The sequence below is a fragment of the Pantoea sp. JZ2 genome, from assembly GCF_035191405.1.
Lineage (GTDB): Bacteria > Pseudomonadota > Gammaproteobacteria > Enterobacterales > Enterobacteriaceae > Pantoea > Pantoea stewartii.
The window spans coordinates 3,497,341-3,512,584 of record NZ_CP045247.1 but is presented as its reverse complement, the minus strand read 5'-3'; the positions used below and the strand labels follow the sequence as shown (position 1 = coordinate 3,512,584).

Sequence of the window (15,244 nt, the reverse complement as noted above, 5' to 3'; positions counted from 1 at the left end):
CATCCTGTTACGTTTGTCTCAGGGAAGGGACAGATGTACCTCGTTTTCCTTAGGTGCCCAGTCTCTGTCTGAAAACTCATCAAGGGGATAAGAGACATTTCGCAGTCCCTGCGTGCCCAGAAAGTTTCTGACGCCTTCCTGTAGATTGCCATCGCGAAACAGTTCTGCGATAACAAAAAGTGCATCAGAAAGTGAAAGGGTTCTGATTTGTGCCGGTAACCAGTTCGTGCGCGTAAAGATCAAATGATAAAGCGCTTCTTCGCCGGATAACGGGAAATAACGCGTGCCAAATTGTTTACGATGTTTATCCAAAATGATTTCAAGAATAAATATCTGCGCGGTGCGTTGTTTCACCTGGTTAACCATCAGATTATCGGAATGGCTCATATCCAGCGTTGAGGCATCATTGTTCTGCTTAACGCGCGTTTCGATAGCATTCCAGAGGTTGTCATACTGATTCATAGCTTGCCTTGTCTGAAGTTAACGTTTTCATAACAAAGTTAGCAGAAGTCAGACGCAGGGCAAAGATCGCTGACCTGAACATCGCAGGCCTTCCGTTAAAATTTTCAGGTCGTTGCACGTTCAGATACTGCTTAGCGCTGTGACTCTGCAACGAAGAGATAAGGCAGAGCCGGTAGAGGGCGTTATGATATTGACCAAAATGGCCACGAATGGCCATATCGTGGATTTCCCGCGCAGCTAATGGATGACACCGGATGTCGTCAGGCAAAGGGCACAAAAAGCAACGCTGAATGCAGCAAAACCAACCAGACCTATTACGACGAAACCGAAATTTCTCATATCGACCTCCACCGTGTCCACATGGCACCTTACAATCATAAGTCTGGTGGGAAAATAAGTATATACTGTAAAAAAAGACATAGAAAATGGCATTGAGAGGGAGTAGATTTCATTCTTAACAGCTTAATGATTTATTGTTAATCATCTATTTTACTGATTTCGGCACGTGTTTTTTGTCCCGGGTGTGATATTAACTTTTATTTTGTAATGCGGTTGTTTTATTAGTGAGGGGGCTTTATTTTAATTAGTGCTGGTTTTATCTTTTTTTAGTTGATAATTTTAATTGAAATGGATGTCAGGGATGGATTTTATGATGAAGTAAACGATTACTCTGCAGGCTTCAGCTTACCTGCTAAAAAAGTCAGGCATTTTATTTATACTTTTAAAAATAGCAAACCCAGCCTGGTGGCTGGCTTTGTTTTTTAATCACACATTTCATCTGTAGAATATATAATTTCAATTTTCAGGAGATTTTCTTTGAAATAAAAAATCAAGATTATCATGCTTTATTACTCTTCACAGAAATACAGATGGATTTCTCTGAGGAGCAAAAAAACAACCCAATTCAGGCTCACCGTGATGTAAGGTGCGTCTGCCCGGGCGGTCGTCATGCCGTACATTCTCACGCACTTCCTGACTGTGGCAGATTTCCCGAGGCAGGCGATAACGGGTAAATTCACTGACCAGTTACTGATTAAAGCGAATGGTGTTGACGTGGCGGGAGCTGTGATGCAGCCACGTGAGCTGCTGTTCTCCTGGCAGGGTAAGGTGAATGAGGTTGCCGGGTGGATCCCGTCATAGCAGATTAGCGCGCGTATTAAAATGTCCGCGCCGCGTACGGCCAAGGCGATCGGTCAGGATGATCAGTAAGCCCAGCGTGTTATCGGCCGGCGCACTTCGTCTGCCAGCGGATCGTGTCATACGCTGAGTTGTCAATTTAAGTTCCAGTGCAGTATTTCGCAGTTGTCGCGCGCATCTGGCAACACAGGTGTGAATGCCAGAATGATTTTGATTAGGGAAGCAGGACGGCTTCATGAAGAGACCGTCCTGGGTTCTTTAGCCGTGCGGGCCACCGCCCGGACCACCACCGGGTCCGCCGCCCGGTCCCATATGCCCTGGGCCGCCACCGCCCGGTCCCCAGAACGGCCAGACACAGCCCGACAGCGCCGAGACGCTGGCTAACGCAATCACTAACAGGATGACTTTTTTCATACAGGCTCCAGATTGATATCCCATTACTCTATCAATTTGGCTGTGCCGAGGTGTGAAGCGGGTGAAAAAGGGTTGCTGGCATAGCGTAAAAGTTCTGTTAATCGCAACGGGGCAAACGGCACAGCCCGTTTGTCGTTTTGCATCAAAACTGTGCAGTGATAACGCTTTTTACCACCTGACCTTTGGCAGACTGGCGCAGTACAGCGCCTCGCCTCTGGCCCATAAATTGCAACATTGCTGGCGCGAAGTCACATAATAATTTATCCAACAGGAGTCAGACGAATGCCAGTAAGCCGTTCATATGCTATCCGTTTATGTGGGCCGGTTATTTTTACAGGGCTGCTATCTTCCTTTCCCGCCATAGGGGCAAATGTGCCAGCGGGAGTAACGCTGGCTCCCTTACAGGAAATCGTGCGCGGTAATGGTGCTGAACCTGCCACACTGGACGTCGAAAAAGCGGAAACGAATGATGCTTTTTCAATTCTTAACGATCTGTTTGAGGGGCTGGTGCAGACCACGCCCGACGGTAAGGTGGTGCCCGGGCTGGCAGCCTCATGGGAAACGGCGGATAACAAAGTCTGGACCTTTCACCTTCGCCCGGATCTGACCTGGTCCGATGGATCGCCGTTGACCGCACAGGACGTTGTATTTAGCTGGCGTCGTCTCACCGATCCCAAAACGGCTTCGCCTTATGCCTCTTTTGCCAGCTATGCCCACATCCTCAATGCGGATGCGGTAACGGGCGGAAAAAGCCCGACTGACAGTTTGGGGGTTAAGGCACTGGACGACCATACTGTTCAGGTCACGCTCGATCAGCCGGTATCGTATTTTTTGCAGTTTGTCGCTCATCCTTCCCTGTTCCCGATTAGCGAAAATAATGTCAAAAAGTTTGGAGAAACCTGGACACGGCCCGGCAATATGGTCAGCAGCGGAGCGTTCAAACTGGACCAGTGGGTGGTAAATGAAAAAATTACGCTCGTCCGTAACGATCGCTATTGGGATAACGCACATACGGTAATCAACAAGGTCACTTTTTTACCGATCAACGATGTATCCGCAGAGCTTAATCGCTATCTTGCGGGCGGCATTACCATCACGGATAACATCCCTGCCGTTGACTTTCCTCGTATGAAAAAAGAGCGGCCAAAAGAGGTGCGCAGCACACCGATATACAGCGTGTTCTATTTTCAAATTAATAACCGCAAGCCGCCCTTTACGGATGTGCGTGTGCGGCAGGCGCTCAACCTGGCGCTGGATAAAACCATTATTGCTGATAAAGTCATCGGTATGGGCCAGCGACCGGCCTGGGCTATGCTGCCCTTATCTATGGGGGAGGTGACGCTCAAGGCACCAGCATGGGCGGGCTGGACGCAGGAACAACGGGTGAAAAAAGCCCAATCGCTGCTCAGTGAAGCCGGTTATTCCGCCAGCCATCCTTTAACTTTTACTCTGCTCTACAACACCAATCAGGATAATCAACGTATCGCGATCGCTGCCGCGTCGATGTGGGGGAAAGTGCTGGGCGCCCGGGTCACCCTGCAAAACCAGGAGTGGAAAACCATGGTGGATAATATGCATCAGGGGCAGTTTGATCTGGTGCGCTATACCTGGGTCGCCGATTACAGCGAACCGTCCACCTTCCTTAACACCTATCGTACCGGCGACAGTCAAAATACGGCGGGTTATGCCAGCCCGGCCTTTGATGCCGCTGTAAAAGCCGCAGGCATGGATACCAGCCTGGATGCCGTGACCCGGGATTATCAAAAAGCCAGCGATATTATTGCTAATGATACGCCAGTCATTCCGGTCTTTTACGGCGCTCTGAATCAGATGGTCAGTCCAAAAGTAGGCGGCTACGCGCCGTCGCATCTGCGTTTCTACTATACCAAAGACCTGTATCTGGTTAAGTAACGTAGTCTTTGTGTCTGATGTTCTCAGCACGACGAAAATGTCCGGGGTCGCTCATCGACCCCGGCGAATGTAAGCGACATGAAGATAGCGAAGGTGGCAGCCCGGTCCCGCACATACTGAAAACCATAACAGCATGTCCGATATTCACTGTTGGTCAGTGCGATTTTTATACAAATGAAAAAAGCCCGGCATCCGGGCTGGTGGTGATACGATAAAGAGGGCGGATTGCTGCCCTCAGGCGAAAAACCGTCTCGCCGCGCCATGATAATCAGACCCGGAAGGTTTCCACCATGCCCCGAAGCGCATGGGCCTGAACTGACAGGGACTGTGACGCGGAAGAAGACTCTTCTACCAGTGCTGCGTTATTCTGCGTCACGCTGTCCATCTGGCTGACCGCCACGCTGACCTGAGAAATACCCTGCATTTGTTCTGAAGAGGCCAGCGACAGGTTGTCCATTGCGCTGGCAAGCTCTCCGACCATGCCGACAATCTTCATGATGCTTTCGCCCGTGCCTGACGCCACTGCAACACCGCTTTCAACCTGGCTTACGGCCTGTTCAATTAACGTTTTGATATCGCGGGCTGCGGTAGCGCTGCGCTGCGCCAGCGTTCGGACTTCGCCCGCCACCACGACAAAACCGCGTCCGCCTTCTCCGGCGCGTGCCGCTTCCACTGCCGCGTTGAGCGCCAGAATATTGGTCTGAAAAGCGATGCTTTCGATTACCGCAGTGATGTCCCGCACTTTGGTCGCGCTGATAGCAATCGCGTTCATGGTATCCGACATGCGATTCATATCCGTTTCGCCGGAACGGGCAAGTCGGGCGGTTTCGCGCGCGGATTCAGCCGTCTGCTGCGCACCAGCGCTGTTGCTTTTCACCGTGGCTGTGAGTTGCTCCATGCTGGCGGCAGTTTCCTGCAGCGCGGCGGCCTGCTGCTCGGTGCGTGAGGACAGTTCGGTATTGCCCTGGGAAATTTCATCGGCGGCCTGAGCAACAGTAGTAGAGGCATGTTTAATCTGCGACACCAGGCCGCGCAGATTTGCCTGCATGGTATCCAGAGAAGCGAGCAGACTGCTCCTGTCGTGGCGGCGTAACGTAACGGACGTAGTCAGATCACCCGCCGCAATCGCGGCGGCCAGCTGCTGGGCCTGAGCCGGCTCTCCACCCAACTGCGCCATCAGTTTCCTGCTCATTAATACACAGATCACGGCGCCAGAAATCAGGGACGCCAGAACCAGAAAAATAAAGATCTTAATGATGCGGCTGACAGAGTCATTGCTCTTCTCTGCCGTTTGCTCTGCAAAGGCCCGCTGCATCTCGGTCAGTTCATTAAGGCTGCCAATAAGGATTTGCTGGGGCGGGCGGACAACATTGGTCAGATAGTCCGCCAGTCCGGTCAGTTGCCGCTGTCTGCCCATTGTGGCCGCTGTCGCCAGGGTGGTAAGCGCGGCGTTTTCATTTTCCTGCACTTTTTTAAGCAGACCGAGCTCTTCGGGGTTTTTGTTGATTTCAATCAGCGAGGCCAGTTCAGCGCGCTTTTGTGTATAAACGGCCTTCTGGCCCTCGAAACGGCCCCATTCATTCTCGATGGCTTTGGGATCAGAAAACAGGGCCATGTTCCTGACTTCGACCAGCATATTTCGCAGAGCCGTTCCCGCATCATTCGCCAGCGTGACTTTTTTCAGATTAGTGTTGACGATTTCGTTGATATTTTTTCGGGCTTCAAGCAGATGATTCAGTGCAACCCCAGAGCTAATGACAAAAAACAACATTAAAAAAGCAAATCCAGCAGATAATCGCGTCGATACTTTCATTTTTCACCCCAGTTAAGATTTTATATGGCCCATGATGTTTTCGGCAAAAGCCTTCCGGGCATAAGCGGTAAATGGCGTGAAATTTGTTGCAGAATGAAACTTCATCGCACGCGCGTGCGACGTGGGTAGCCAGCACAGGAATACAACGTCTGTCCGGCGCAGCAGGGTAAAGAGACATAAAATTTTAACAGTCTTTGCGCGCCCCTTTCCGCTGCTGATATGCAGCCACCTTGCATGACGGCGTTCGTTGCCTGCTTCGTGCAGCGCAATAAAAACGGTCATGTTTCGGCATTATTGTCATAAGCCCGTGAGGCCACACTTTTCAGGCGTGGACGATCATGTTGTGCGGCGCTGTCTTTTGTTGTGCGAAGCACGCGCGCCTCAAACGCAGGCATTTATCCATTGATTAGGGCAGAAGCTATGTCAGAAGTGCTTGAGTACGACGGCTGGAAAGAGAATGCTATCGGTGAAAAATTTGCGGCTGATGGTGCATATTTGCCTTTCAGAGGTAACACGCTCATTTGCCAGTTGGATCAGGGAAGCGAAATCGTTAGCGTGATCTCTGAGATGGTGGAGGCCATGAAGGCGGAAGGACTGGCACGGTGTTATACCTTTCTGCCGTCGGCGAGCTACCACATGACCGTCTTTAATGGTGCGAATGACAGGGCGCGTTATTTGCCGGCCTGGCCCGCAGACCTGAGCCTCGATGCGCCCATGTCGGCGTGCGATCGGTTATTTGCCCAAAAGCTGACCGACTTTAGCGTAACTGAATTTCCCGTAAAAATGCGGATTGGGGCTGTTGTATTAAAGTGCGGCGTCTCGATCTCGTTGGCACCAATGAATCAGGCGGAAGAAACAAAAATTCGCGGGCTGAGAGATCGTCTCAGTCATGTCCTGCGCTGCAGACGACATAATCATGATGTTTACGAGTTTCATATCAGTGTGTCATATCTGATTAACCCGCCGGTCGCCGAGGAGTGCCGCCTCCTTCAGAGGTTAAGAGCGGTTTATCTGGAAAAGCTTATGCGGGTTTCTCCGATCATTGAACTGAATGCACCGGCGTTTTGCGTGTTTGAGGATATGACGGAATACAGACCGGTTTTCCGGCTGTCGTCGTCCATTCAGTAGGGCAGGAGAGGTTGACGTTAAAGCGGACTGCCATGGGGGTTGTCAGTTCGTTGCGCGTTACTGAAATAATCATGTATTGAGATACCGTGTTCGCGCCAGGTCTTATATTGCCTGAAAATGCTTTCGTTATCGTGTGCCACAGATATGACGGGGATTATATCCCGTATCCGGTGTGACGATACCTTTAAACGCGGTGTGAACCCACATTGTGCAATTGTTACAGCACGCAGCAATATGACCATTGCCGTTAAATACTACGCAGGAGTAATGTCGCGGATGATGGTTACGTGCATAAAGTTCAAGCCACAGGTGGGCTTCTGCGCAGACATAAAAAAAACCGGCACATGGCCGGATTTTTTATGCCTGCGGCTGACCAACCGGCCCTTTGCCCAGTGGACCGCCAGGCACTGACTGACCGCTTGGCGCATGCGGGCGACCATCGTTGCCGACGGCGCTGCTGTCCTGCTGACAACCCGACATCATTAAAAGACTGGAAACAATTAACAGACCGCTCAAAATGCTTTTCATCTCTTTCCCTCGTGATTAACACACTTAAAAAACAGCTCGCCTGATAAGTCTGGTCGGTATTTTCGCTAAGTCAATGTAGCGAAAAAAAAGTGCGTGATATCAATGCTTTTGTGAAAGCGGATACGTGCAGCGCCATCCCACGAGGGGAAGCCGCTGTGCTTACCCGCTTTTTGTGAGCCAGACTTAGTGTTCGGTTTGCTAACCAGAGAGGCCTGTATGACAGAAAGACCAGTAGAGGGTGATCATCCGGATTATCAACCGGGGAAAAAAAGCCCGTCACAAGGCGGCACCGACGGCGCGGAAGATGATGTAACCCACGCGCCTGAATCCGGCGATAAACAGCCAGATTAAGTCTGCCGGCCCACCTGCGTGAAGTGGGCCGGAATATATCCGCTGTAGAAAGTGCTGTATTTCCCCGCTCGTCTGGCTATGCTGTGGACACCTCGTTCAGGGACATTCAGGAGAGAAGGTGAAAAAGGCGGCTTATTTTGACGCTCTCTATGCAGACCGAAACAGTGAAACCCTGCGGCTGTGGCAACAGGAAAACAGGCAAGCGCATCACCATGCTGAAAAATTCTTTTACCCTGACGGGCTTAAAGCGCTGAGCTGTGGCATTTTGCCTGACCTGAATCCCGACATCCTTGCTCTTCTTGACGACATCCGCCGTTTAACCCGCGATGACCCACTTGCAGAGGTTATGCAGGCAAAAAACTTTCATGTCACCTTCCTGCCGCTTACACCTGCCCGTTATCACGAGCGCCAGCAAATCCCGATGATAAGCGAAGTGACTGGCACCTTCCGCCAGTGCGTAACGGATTCATCACTCAGGGTAGAGGGATTGCGTTTGGTCGCGCTTCCCGATCAGCTGTTGCTGGCAGGTTTTCCTGACGGCAGCGCAGTCGCGCAGAGAGCTGCGTTCTGGAATGCGTTGATGTCATCAGCGACGTGGCGGGATTTACTGCTCGAAAGGCACAGTGGAAAAACGACCCCGCCTGAATTCTGGCATACGACAATACTTCGCTATCGCGCTGCCAGCTTGCCCGACTCGCTTAAATCGTATTTTATTGACAATATGCACCGTAGGTATGGGAGCGTAGCTGGCGATATCCGGCTGGTCTTTGCGGTTTATAACTGGGCTGATCCAGAAACGATAACGGTGTAAACAGGTCGGGTGGTCATGAACGATTATAAGCGTTCAGGTTGAAAGCCATGACAGAAATACGAAAATTTAATCGTAATCCTTACTTTCATAATGAGGTGAATAACGCTCATCAAGCACTTCCTGAATCAGAAGCAAGATGAGAATGAGCAGTAATAATAAAATGATGCCGGTCATGACTAATTTCCTGTGTTCACTTTTCTCCGTAACTGAAGCACGTATTCACGGCAGCCTGTTCTGGCAACGGTTTAAACGATCATTCAGTAGATCAGGTTATGCTCAGAGCTCAAACAGGACAGTCATTAAAACAGGTTGAACCAAAACGGCGCACACCATTTCCTTCGTCCTGTCCTATCCTGATAAACGTTATGCATTGTGCTGAGCAGTATTGTATTTCCGTAGTGCGGCGAATAAACCCTCGACAACGAAATAAGCCTGGAACGAGATTCAAGCGGGCGAGTCGTGGCTGGCTTTCATTATAAAGGGGGATTCTGTTATGAAGGGTGTCTGGGCGATACATCATATCGTCAGACCGGTTGCGGCCAGGGCAGATTTTTAGCGATGTTGACAGCGCTTTAATTCATATACTGCGTCAGTGGTGAAGTATTGCAGAGTGTCTGCCGGACCTGAACATTCCGCCGCATTAAGCGGCCCATCAATGGGTTGTTTTACACATTATCGCCAGAAAAGACGTGTAGCAATATTACGTCATAAAACGAAAAACAGACGCTCACTCTGTCGATGAGATCTCCATCACACTTAGAGTGAGATCAGTAAAATCGTCCATATCCAGACCTTATTTGCCCTCATCGCCCGCTGTCTCTGCTTTATATGCTGCATGGACACTACATGTTGTGTGAGCGGAGCTTAATGATGTCTCATGTAAATACTTTCAATCTTCAAAGCGAACATAAGCAAAAAGTTCGCCGTATGAACCTGTTTATCTCTGTTTCCGCTGCGTTAGCAGGACTGCTGTTTGGACTGGATATTGGCGTGATTTCAGGGGCACTGCCGTTTCTCACCCATCACTTTAATCTGAGCAGCCATGAGCAGGAATGGGTGGTGAGTATCATGATGCTGGGTGCCGCAATAGGGGCAGTATGTAATGGCTGGGTATCACATCGTCTTGGCCGCAAATACAGTCTGATGGCGGGCGCAGTGCTGTTTGCTATTGGATCGCTGGGTTCAGCCGGTGCAACCAGCGTTGAAATGCTCTTGATCTTTCGCCTCTTGCTGGGCCTGGCTGTGGGCGTAGCCTCCTATACCGCACCGCTTTATCTGTCTGAAATGGCAACCGAAAACGTCCGTGGCAAAATGATCAGTCTGTATCAACTGATGATTACATTGGGCATTGTACTGGCCTTTGTATCGGATACGGCTTTTAGCTACAGCGGTAACTGGCGAGCCATGCTGGGCGTCCTGGCTATCCCCGCCGTCGTACTGTTTGTCATGGTTATTTTCTTGCCGAACAGCCCGCGCTGGCTGGCTGCAAAAGGCATGCATGTTGAAGCAGAAGATGTCTTGCGGATGCTGCGCGATACGTCTGAAAAAGCCCGTCAGGAACTGAACGAGATTCGGGAAAGTCTGCGCATGAAGCAGGGGGGTTTTTCGCTGTTTAAAAGTAACAGGAACGTCAGGCGTGCGGTCTTTCTGGGCATGTTATTACAGGGCATGCAGCAGTTTACCGGGATGAACATCATTATGTATTACGCGCCGCAGATTTTTAAAATGGCGGGTTTTAAAAGCACACAGGAGCAGATGATCGCCACGGTCATTGTTGGCCTGACCTTTATGTTTGCCACTTTTATTGCTGTTTTTACCGTAGATAAAGCGGGCAGAAAACCGATTCTGAAAATTGGTTTCTCAGTCATGGCGTTTGCTACGCTGGTGCTGGGCTATTGCCTGATGAAAGCGGGACAGGGAGAGATCAGCCATGGGTTATCCTGGGTTTCTGTGGGCATGACCATGTTGTGTATCGGTGGATATGCGATGAGCGCAGCGCCTGTCGTCTGGATCCTGTGCTCTGAGATTCAGCCGCTTAAATGCCGCGACTTTGGTATCACCTGTTCGACGACCACTAACTGGGTGGCAAACATGATTATCGGTGCCACCTTCCTGTCCCTGCTGGGCAGCATTGGCGCGGCGGGCACGTTCTGGCTTTATACCGGCTTTAATCTGGTGTTTATCGTAATAACGGTTTATCTGGTGCCGGAAACCAAGAATGTCACGCTGGAGCGGATTGAGAAGAATTTGATGGCGGGTGAGAAGTTGCGGGATTTGGGGCGCTAGCACTTGTGTAATTGACGATTTATCCTCAGCATCAAAAAAGCCAGCGTTAGCCTGTAACGCTGGCTTTTTTTCCTGTCTTTTACCGTAATTAACAATCCTGTGTTTTATTACTGTTATTAATAACTATTATTTATCTCATCAATGCCATTGATATTACCTCTCGCAATAACATTAAAGTTTTTATAGCGTGCTTAAGTGTTGAGATGCAGTTGCATAAGGCATTATTTTAATAATAAATTAATGGGTGCATGAAATTACCCTTTGCCGGGAGTTTGTGTAAGTTTTAAAGAAAAAGTGGGTTCCGTCTCTTTTGTATTTTTTTCACTAATAAATAAGTCGATAACTATGCCGCGATTGTCTTTTGATTGGTTTTTTGAGCTATTTTAAAAGGTTTTTAACTTAATAAGACGCTATTAATGTAACCATGTGCGATATTTTGTACTTCTTATATGCTTTTGTTTGGTTTTATTATATTTATTTTTATTTGGGCGTGGAGCAAGATGAGTAAATATCTCGTTGTTATAGTTTGCATGATTTTTTCTGGCTGATTAATTCAGGTCGGTATTATTATTTATTCCGTTCAGAAGCACATAGGTTCTCTTCTGCAACCATGCTTTTCATTAAGCGTATGAGCGATGAATGCGTATTTCGCATTATAAAAAATCTAAGTTTAAGGGATTGTTGTAATGAAATTGAATAAAGCGGTTAAATCAATCGGACTGTGTGCAATGATGGTTGCATTTGGCGCTACTGCAGCTGACCAGGGGCATGGCGAAATCAACTTCAAAGGTTCAATTGTTGATGCACCTTGTTCGATCACTGCAGAGTCTGCAAATCAGACTGTGGATTTAGGTGAAGTGACCAATGCTGCGCTGAAAAATGGCGGAAAATCAGCACCTAAAGCATTTAGCATCAAGCTTGAACAGTGCGATACAGCAACCTCTAACAGCGTAACGGCAACATTTACCGGTGCAGCTTCTGCAGGTAATAAAGATCTGTTAGGTATTACAGGTACGGCCAGTGGTGCATCAATTGCTATCACCAATGGTGCCGGTCAGATCATCAAACTGGGTGAGGCTTCACCTGCACATGATATTCAGGATGGGACTAACACCCTGGCATTTTCTGCATACCTGCAGGGCGACGGTGCTTCCGCAACTATTGTCCCAGGTGATTTCACCTCTGTAGCAAACTTTACTCTGGCTTATAAATAAGACAGAAAGCGAACGTTAATATTATACATTAGCCTTCGATTGCATGAGCAGCGTGATCTGCTCATGCCTTTTCAGGAAAGGCATCTTTTATGGAAATAATATTGAAAAAATTTTTATGGATGCTGCCTTTCATACTGACATTATGCGTGCCTGAATCTGGAATTTGCCACTCGCAGGAACATGGACAGGGTGTTGTCGGTATGCAAGGCAGCATTCTTGATGCTCCCTGTGCCATAGAAGTCAATGACAGAGAGCAGCTTATTGACATACCAGCGTTAACGACAGGTGAACTCATTCATGATGGCGCAGGCTTCACCAGAAATTTTTCTATTCATCTTATTCATTGCTCGCTTTTTGATTCCAATACCACTGGCGGAGATAAAACCCACTTCCAGGTGACTTTTGATGGAATCCCCGATGGAAAATTATTTGGTGTCAGTGGTGCCAGCGGTATAGGCATCGAAATTAAAGACATGGCTGGTAATTATGCTTTTCCAGGTAAACCGATGCCATTTGGTCAGCTCACGCAAGGCAGACAAACACTCGATTATCAAATGAGGATTGTTGGAGATGCGCACCATATGCATTCGGGGAAATTCCGTGCTGTTGTGCGTTTCAAAGTTGATTATTACTAATTTTTCCCTGACATAAAATATTATGAGAAATCAGAATTATAAAAATCGCAATCTCACGTTATCCATTTGTCCTGTCGCCTTTGCCGTATTCATCGCATGTTTTATGTCTGAAAGTGTTATCGCGGCCAGCGATGAGGTGGAATTTAATATTGACGTGCTCGACGTTAAAGAACGTAATGAAGTCGATATTAATCGATTCTCACGCGCGGGTTATTTGATGCCGGGTGAATATCTATTCAATGTTGTTGTTAATAAATCTGAATTTCCAGAGGAAAAAGTTAGCTACTTATCCCCTCAAGATAAACCTGATGATTCTTTAGCGTGCCTTTCTCCTGATTTAGTCAGCCGCTTTGGTTTTAAAGAAAATGAAATAAGAAAAGCAGGCTGGTGGCAGGATGGCCAGTGTCTGGATGTAAATTCATTGCCGGGCATGACAGTCACGCCTGATTTGGGGTCGGGTATATTAAAAATTAATATACCGCAGTCTTTGCTGGAATATACCTCTGAAAACTGGGAGCCACCTTCTCGCTGGGATGACGGCATACCGGGATTTATTCTGGATTACTACTTGAATGCGAGACACACTCAGTCGAAATCTAGTTCGGATGCACAGTCATTAAGCGGTAATGGGGTGGCAGGATTTAACATAGGCCCCTGGCGCTTACGCGCAAACTGGCAGGGCGATTATGAACGTGAATCTGGTAAAGATGGTACTTTAAGGAAAAATTTCAAATGGGACCGGTTTTATATTTTTCGCGCCATCAAATCGCTCAAGTCTGAACTGACAGTAGGGGAATCTTATTTACCCTCAACGATATTTGACTCATTTCGTTTTACAGGTGCCAGTTTAACGTCGGATGATGCGCAACTTGCTCCAAACTTACGGGGCTATGCGCCAGAAGTTGTGGGCGTGGCCAAAAGCAACGCTAAAGTAACAGTAAGTCAGCAGGGCAGCGTTATTTATGAAACGACAGTAGCATCCGGGCCATTCCGCATTCAGGATCTCAATAATGCGGTAATGGGCAAACTGGATGTCACTATTCAGGAACAGGATGGCACCAGACGTACATTTCAGGTCGATACTGCGACGATTCCCTACCTGACCAGGCCAGGGAGTGTGCGTTATAAACTGGCAATAGGTAAGCCATCGGATTACGAACACCACACACAAAATATTCATTTTGCTACGGGTGAACTGTCGTGGGGGATCTCAAATGGCTGGTCAGTCTATGGTGGTGGGCTTTTTGCCAATGATTACCTGACCGTTGCGGCAGGTATGGGACGAGACTTATTAGCATTAGGCGCCCTTTCTCTGGATGTCACCTCAGCGCGGGCTAAATTAAATGAGCATGTTACCCGAAAAGGAAACTCTTACCGTTTAAGTTATTCCAAACGGTTTGATGATTATGATAGTCAAATTACCTTTGCAGGCTATCGGTTTTCTGACCGCAACTATATGACGATGTCACAGTTTTTAAGCTCAAGAACGTCGGCTTACAGTAATCCGGGAAAGGGTAAAGAGTTATATACCATTACCATTGCAAAACAACTCAGAAAGCTTAATGCAGGAATATACCTGAGTTATAACCACCAAACTTATTGGGAGCGTGCTGCGAGTGATACATGGAATCTTTCACTTTCCAGCAATTTTGATATGGGTCGCTTCAAAAATGCCAGTCTGAGTCTTACCGGCTATCGAACACAATATGATCACACTAATGACGATGGTGTTTATTTAAGTCTGTCTCTACCTTTTGGCGAAGGTACCTTGTCCTACAGTGGTCAAACTTCAGGCGGGACGCAAAGCCAAAACGTGGGTTGGCGTGACAACCTTGGCGATAACAGTGATTACAACGTCGATATTGGCACGTCTTCGGATGGTGAACATTCGATTAATGGCTATCTCGACTACACGGGCAGTATAGCTGAAATGACTGCCTCCGCCGGATTTGAAAATAATGGATATCGTACACTGGGTCTGTCTGTAGAAGGGGGAATGACAGCAACAGCACAAGGCGCAGCACTCCACCGCTCATCCGGTGTTGATGGCACCCGACTGATGGTAGATACGGCAGGGATCAGTGATGTTGCTGTCTCCGGGGGCGGAAACGATGTCAAAACCAATTACTTTGGTAAGGCCGTGGTAACAGACATAAATAGTTACTATCGCAGCAACGTTAATATCGATCTGGATGAATTACCAGATGATGTTGAAGCGACGCGTTCTGTTGTTGAAGATACCCTGACTAAGGGCGCTATCGGCTATCGCAAATTTGGTATTTTAGCCGGACAAAAAGGAATGGCTATCGTCAAACTCGAAGATGGTTCTGTTCCGCCTTTTGGTGCGATGGTAAAAAATGAAGATAAAATCCAGACGGGTATCATTGCTGAAAACGGAAGAGTCTGGCTATCTGGTATGAAACCGGGTGGAAAAATGGATGTAAGCTGGAACGGCAAAGAACGATGTATCTTTATTCTTCCTGAAAAACCAGACGAAAAGACTGCTAGCTTATTACTGCCTTGTATTAATGAGTAATGTTTATTATTGGCTTGC

At 48.2% G+C, this 15,244-nt stretch carries 14 protein-coding genes; 9 read left to right on the top strand and 5 right to left on the bottom strand.

Annotation, left to right across the window (positions count from 1 at the left end; all coding sequences use genetic code 11):
* Nucleotides 1-18 precede the first annotated feature (18 nt).
* Nucleotides 19-462 carry an ECs1072 family phage-associated protein gene (locus tag GC087_RS16920; RefSeq protein ID WP_039342951.1) on the bottom strand — a complete coding sequence of 148 codons (444 nt, stop codon included), beginning with the start codon at nt 460-462 and terminating at the stop codon, nt 19-21.
* A gap of 948 nt (nt 463-1,410) precedes the next feature.
* Here GC087_RS16920 and GC087_RS16915 point away from each other — a divergent pair.
* Complete coding sequence (locus GC087_RS16915; RefSeq protein WP_164483039.1) at nt 1,411-1,602, top strand: hypothetical protein; 192 nt, start codon at nt 1,411-1,413, stop codon at nt 1,600-1,602.
* Between the two features lie 255 nt (nt 1,603-1,857).
* On the opposite strand, the gene GC087_RS16910 is transcribed toward GC087_RS16915, so the two are convergent.
* Nucleotides 1,858-2,013 carry a hypothetical protein gene (locus GC087_RS16910; protein WP_164483040.1) on the bottom strand — a complete coding sequence of 52 codons (156 nt, stop codon included), beginning with the start codon at nt 2,011-2,013 and terminating at the stop codon, nt 1,858-1,860.
* A 282-nt stretch (nt 2,014-2,295) separates the two neighbouring features.
* Between GC087_RS16910 and GC087_RS16905 the strand changes: the two genes are divergently transcribed.
* A complete protein-coding gene (locus tag GC087_RS16905) occupies nt 2,296-3,924 on the top strand; it encodes an ABC transporter substrate-binding protein (protein ID WP_164483041.1) in 1,629 nt (542 codons plus the stop codon).
* A gap of 268 nt (nt 3,925-4,192) precedes the next feature.
* Here GC087_RS16905 and GC087_RS16900 read toward each other — a convergent pair whose 3' ends face one another.
* Together GC087_RS16900 and GC087_RS16895 are read right to left on the bottom strand one after the other, a co-directional pair.
* Nucleotides 4,193-5,737, bottom strand: a complete 1,545-nt coding sequence (locus GC087_RS16900; protein WP_324028763.1) for a methyl-accepting chemotaxis protein — start codon at nt 5,735-5,737, stop codon at nt 4,193-4,195.
* Nucleotides 5,738-5,749: 12 nt separating this feature from the next.
* Nucleotides 5,750-6,019, bottom strand: coding sequence for a hypothetical protein (locus GC087_RS16895; RefSeq protein ID WP_058701125.1), 270 nt, complete (start codon nt 6,017-6,019; stop codon nt 5,750-5,752).
* 138 nt (nt 6,020-6,157) lie between these two features.
* Here GC087_RS16895 and GC087_RS16890 point away from each other — a divergent pair, with 138 nt between their 5' ends.
* Nucleotides 6,158-6,865: a DUF1868 domain-containing protein gene (locus tag GC087_RS16890; protein ID WP_324028761.1), complete on the top strand. Its 708-nt coding sequence runs from the start codon at nt 6,158-6,160 to the stop codon at nt 6,863-6,865.
* A 357-nt stretch (nt 6,866-7,222) separates the two neighbouring features.
* Here the strand turns inward: GC087_RS16890 and GC087_RS16885 are convergent, their stop codons facing one another.
* Nucleotides 7,223-7,393, bottom strand: coding sequence for a hypothetical protein (locus GC087_RS16885; protein WP_033738761.1), 171 nt, complete (start codon nt 7,391-7,393; stop codon nt 7,223-7,225).
* Nucleotides 7,394-7,609: 216 nt separating this feature from the next.
* Between GC087_RS16885 and GC087_RS16880 the strand changes: the two genes are divergently transcribed.
* From GC087_RS16880 to GC087_RS16855, 6 genes are all read left to right on the top strand, one after another.
* The gene (locus GC087_RS16880) at nt 7,610-7,744 is read left to right on the top strand and encodes a hypothetical protein (RefSeq protein ID WP_255421286.1); all 135 of its coding nucleotides are present in this window, start codon (nt 7,610-7,612) and stop codon (nt 7,742-7,744) included.
* Nucleotides 7,745-7,862: 118 nt separating this feature from the next.
* Nucleotides 7,863-8,555 carry a hypothetical protein gene (locus GC087_RS16875; protein WP_239001166.1) on the top strand — a complete coding sequence of 231 codons (693 nt, stop codon included), beginning with the start codon at nt 7,863-7,865 and terminating at the stop codon, nt 8,553-8,555.
* Nucleotides 8,556-9,422: 867 nt separating this feature from the next.
* Nucleotides 9,423-10,841 carry a sugar porter family MFS transporter gene (locus GC087_RS16870; RefSeq protein ID WP_072209526.1) on the top strand — a complete coding sequence of 473 codons (1,419 nt, stop codon included), beginning with the start codon at nt 9,423-9,425 and terminating at the stop codon, nt 10,839-10,841.
* A 686-nt stretch (nt 10,842-11,527) separates the two neighbouring features.
* On the top strand, nt 11,528-12,055 hold the full coding sequence (locus tag GC087_RS16865) for a fimbrial protein (protein ID WP_033738765.1): 528 nt from the start codon (nt 11,528-11,530) through the stop codon (nt 12,053-12,055).
* 89 nt (nt 12,056-12,144) lie between these two features.
* Complete coding sequence (locus GC087_RS16860; RefSeq protein ID WP_158281340.1) at nt 12,145-12,690, top strand: fimbrial protein; 546 nt, start codon at nt 12,145-12,147, stop codon at nt 12,688-12,690.
* A gap of 22 nt (nt 12,691-12,712) precedes the next feature.
* Nucleotides 12,713-15,226 carry an outer membrane usher protein gene (locus GC087_RS16855; RefSeq protein WP_172912263.1) on the top strand — a complete coding sequence of 838 codons (2,514 nt, stop codon included), beginning with the start codon at nt 12,713-12,715 and terminating at the stop codon, nt 15,224-15,226.
* Nucleotides 15,227-15,244 lie beyond the last annotated feature (18 nt).

What these genes read in the sequence shown, in the direction of transcription:
- GC087_RS16920 (WP_039342951.1), bottom strand. Translation starts at nt 462, where the DNA reads ATGAATCAGTATGACAACCTCTGGAATGCTATCGAAACGCGCGTTAAG.
- GC087_RS16915 (WP_164483039.1), top strand. Translation starts at nt 1,411, where the DNA reads ATGCCGTACATTCTCACGCACTTCCTGACTGTGGCAGATTTCCCGAGG.
- GC087_RS16910 (WP_164483040.1), bottom strand. Translation starts at nt 2,013, where the DNA reads ATGAAAAAAGTCATCCTGTTAGTGATTGCGTTAGCCAGCGTCTCGGCG.
- GC087_RS16905 (WP_164483041.1), top strand. Translation starts at nt 2,296, where the DNA reads ATGCCAGTAAGCCGTTCATATGCTATCCGTTTATGTGGGCCGGTTATT.
- GC087_RS16900 (WP_324028763.1), bottom strand. Translation starts at nt 5,737, where the DNA reads ATGAAAGTATCGACGCGATTATCTGCTGGATTTGCTTTTTTAATGTTG.
- GC087_RS16895 (WP_058701125.1), bottom strand. Translation starts at nt 6,019, where the DNA reads ATGACCGTTTTTATTGCGCTGCACGAAGCAGGCAACGAACGCCGTCAT.
- GC087_RS16890 (WP_324028761.1), top strand. Translation starts at nt 6,158, where the DNA reads ATGTCAGAAGTGCTTGAGTACGACGGCTGGAAAGAGAATGCTATCGGT.
- GC087_RS16885 (WP_033738761.1), bottom strand. Translation starts at nt 7,393, where the DNA reads ATGAAAAGCATTTTGAGCGGTCTGTTAATTGTTTCCAGTCTTTTAATG.
- GC087_RS16880 (WP_255421286.1), top strand. Translation starts at nt 7,610, where the DNA reads ATGACAGAAAGACCAGTAGAGGGTGATCATCCGGATTATCAACCGGGG.
- GC087_RS16870 (WP_072209526.1), top strand. Translation starts at nt 9,423, where the DNA reads ATGATGTCTCATGTAAATACTTTCAATCTTCAAAGCGAACATAAGCAA.
- GC087_RS16865 (WP_033738765.1), top strand. Translation starts at nt 11,528, where the DNA reads ATGAAATTGAATAAAGCGGTTAAATCAATCGGACTGTGTGCAATGATG.
- GC087_RS16860 (WP_158281340.1), top strand. Translation starts at nt 12,145, where the DNA reads ATGGAAATAATATTGAAAAAATTTTTATGGATGCTGCCTTTCATACTG.
- GC087_RS16855 (WP_172912263.1), top strand. Translation starts at nt 12,713, where the DNA reads ATGAGAAATCAGAATTATAAAAATCGCAATCTCACGTTATCCATTTGT.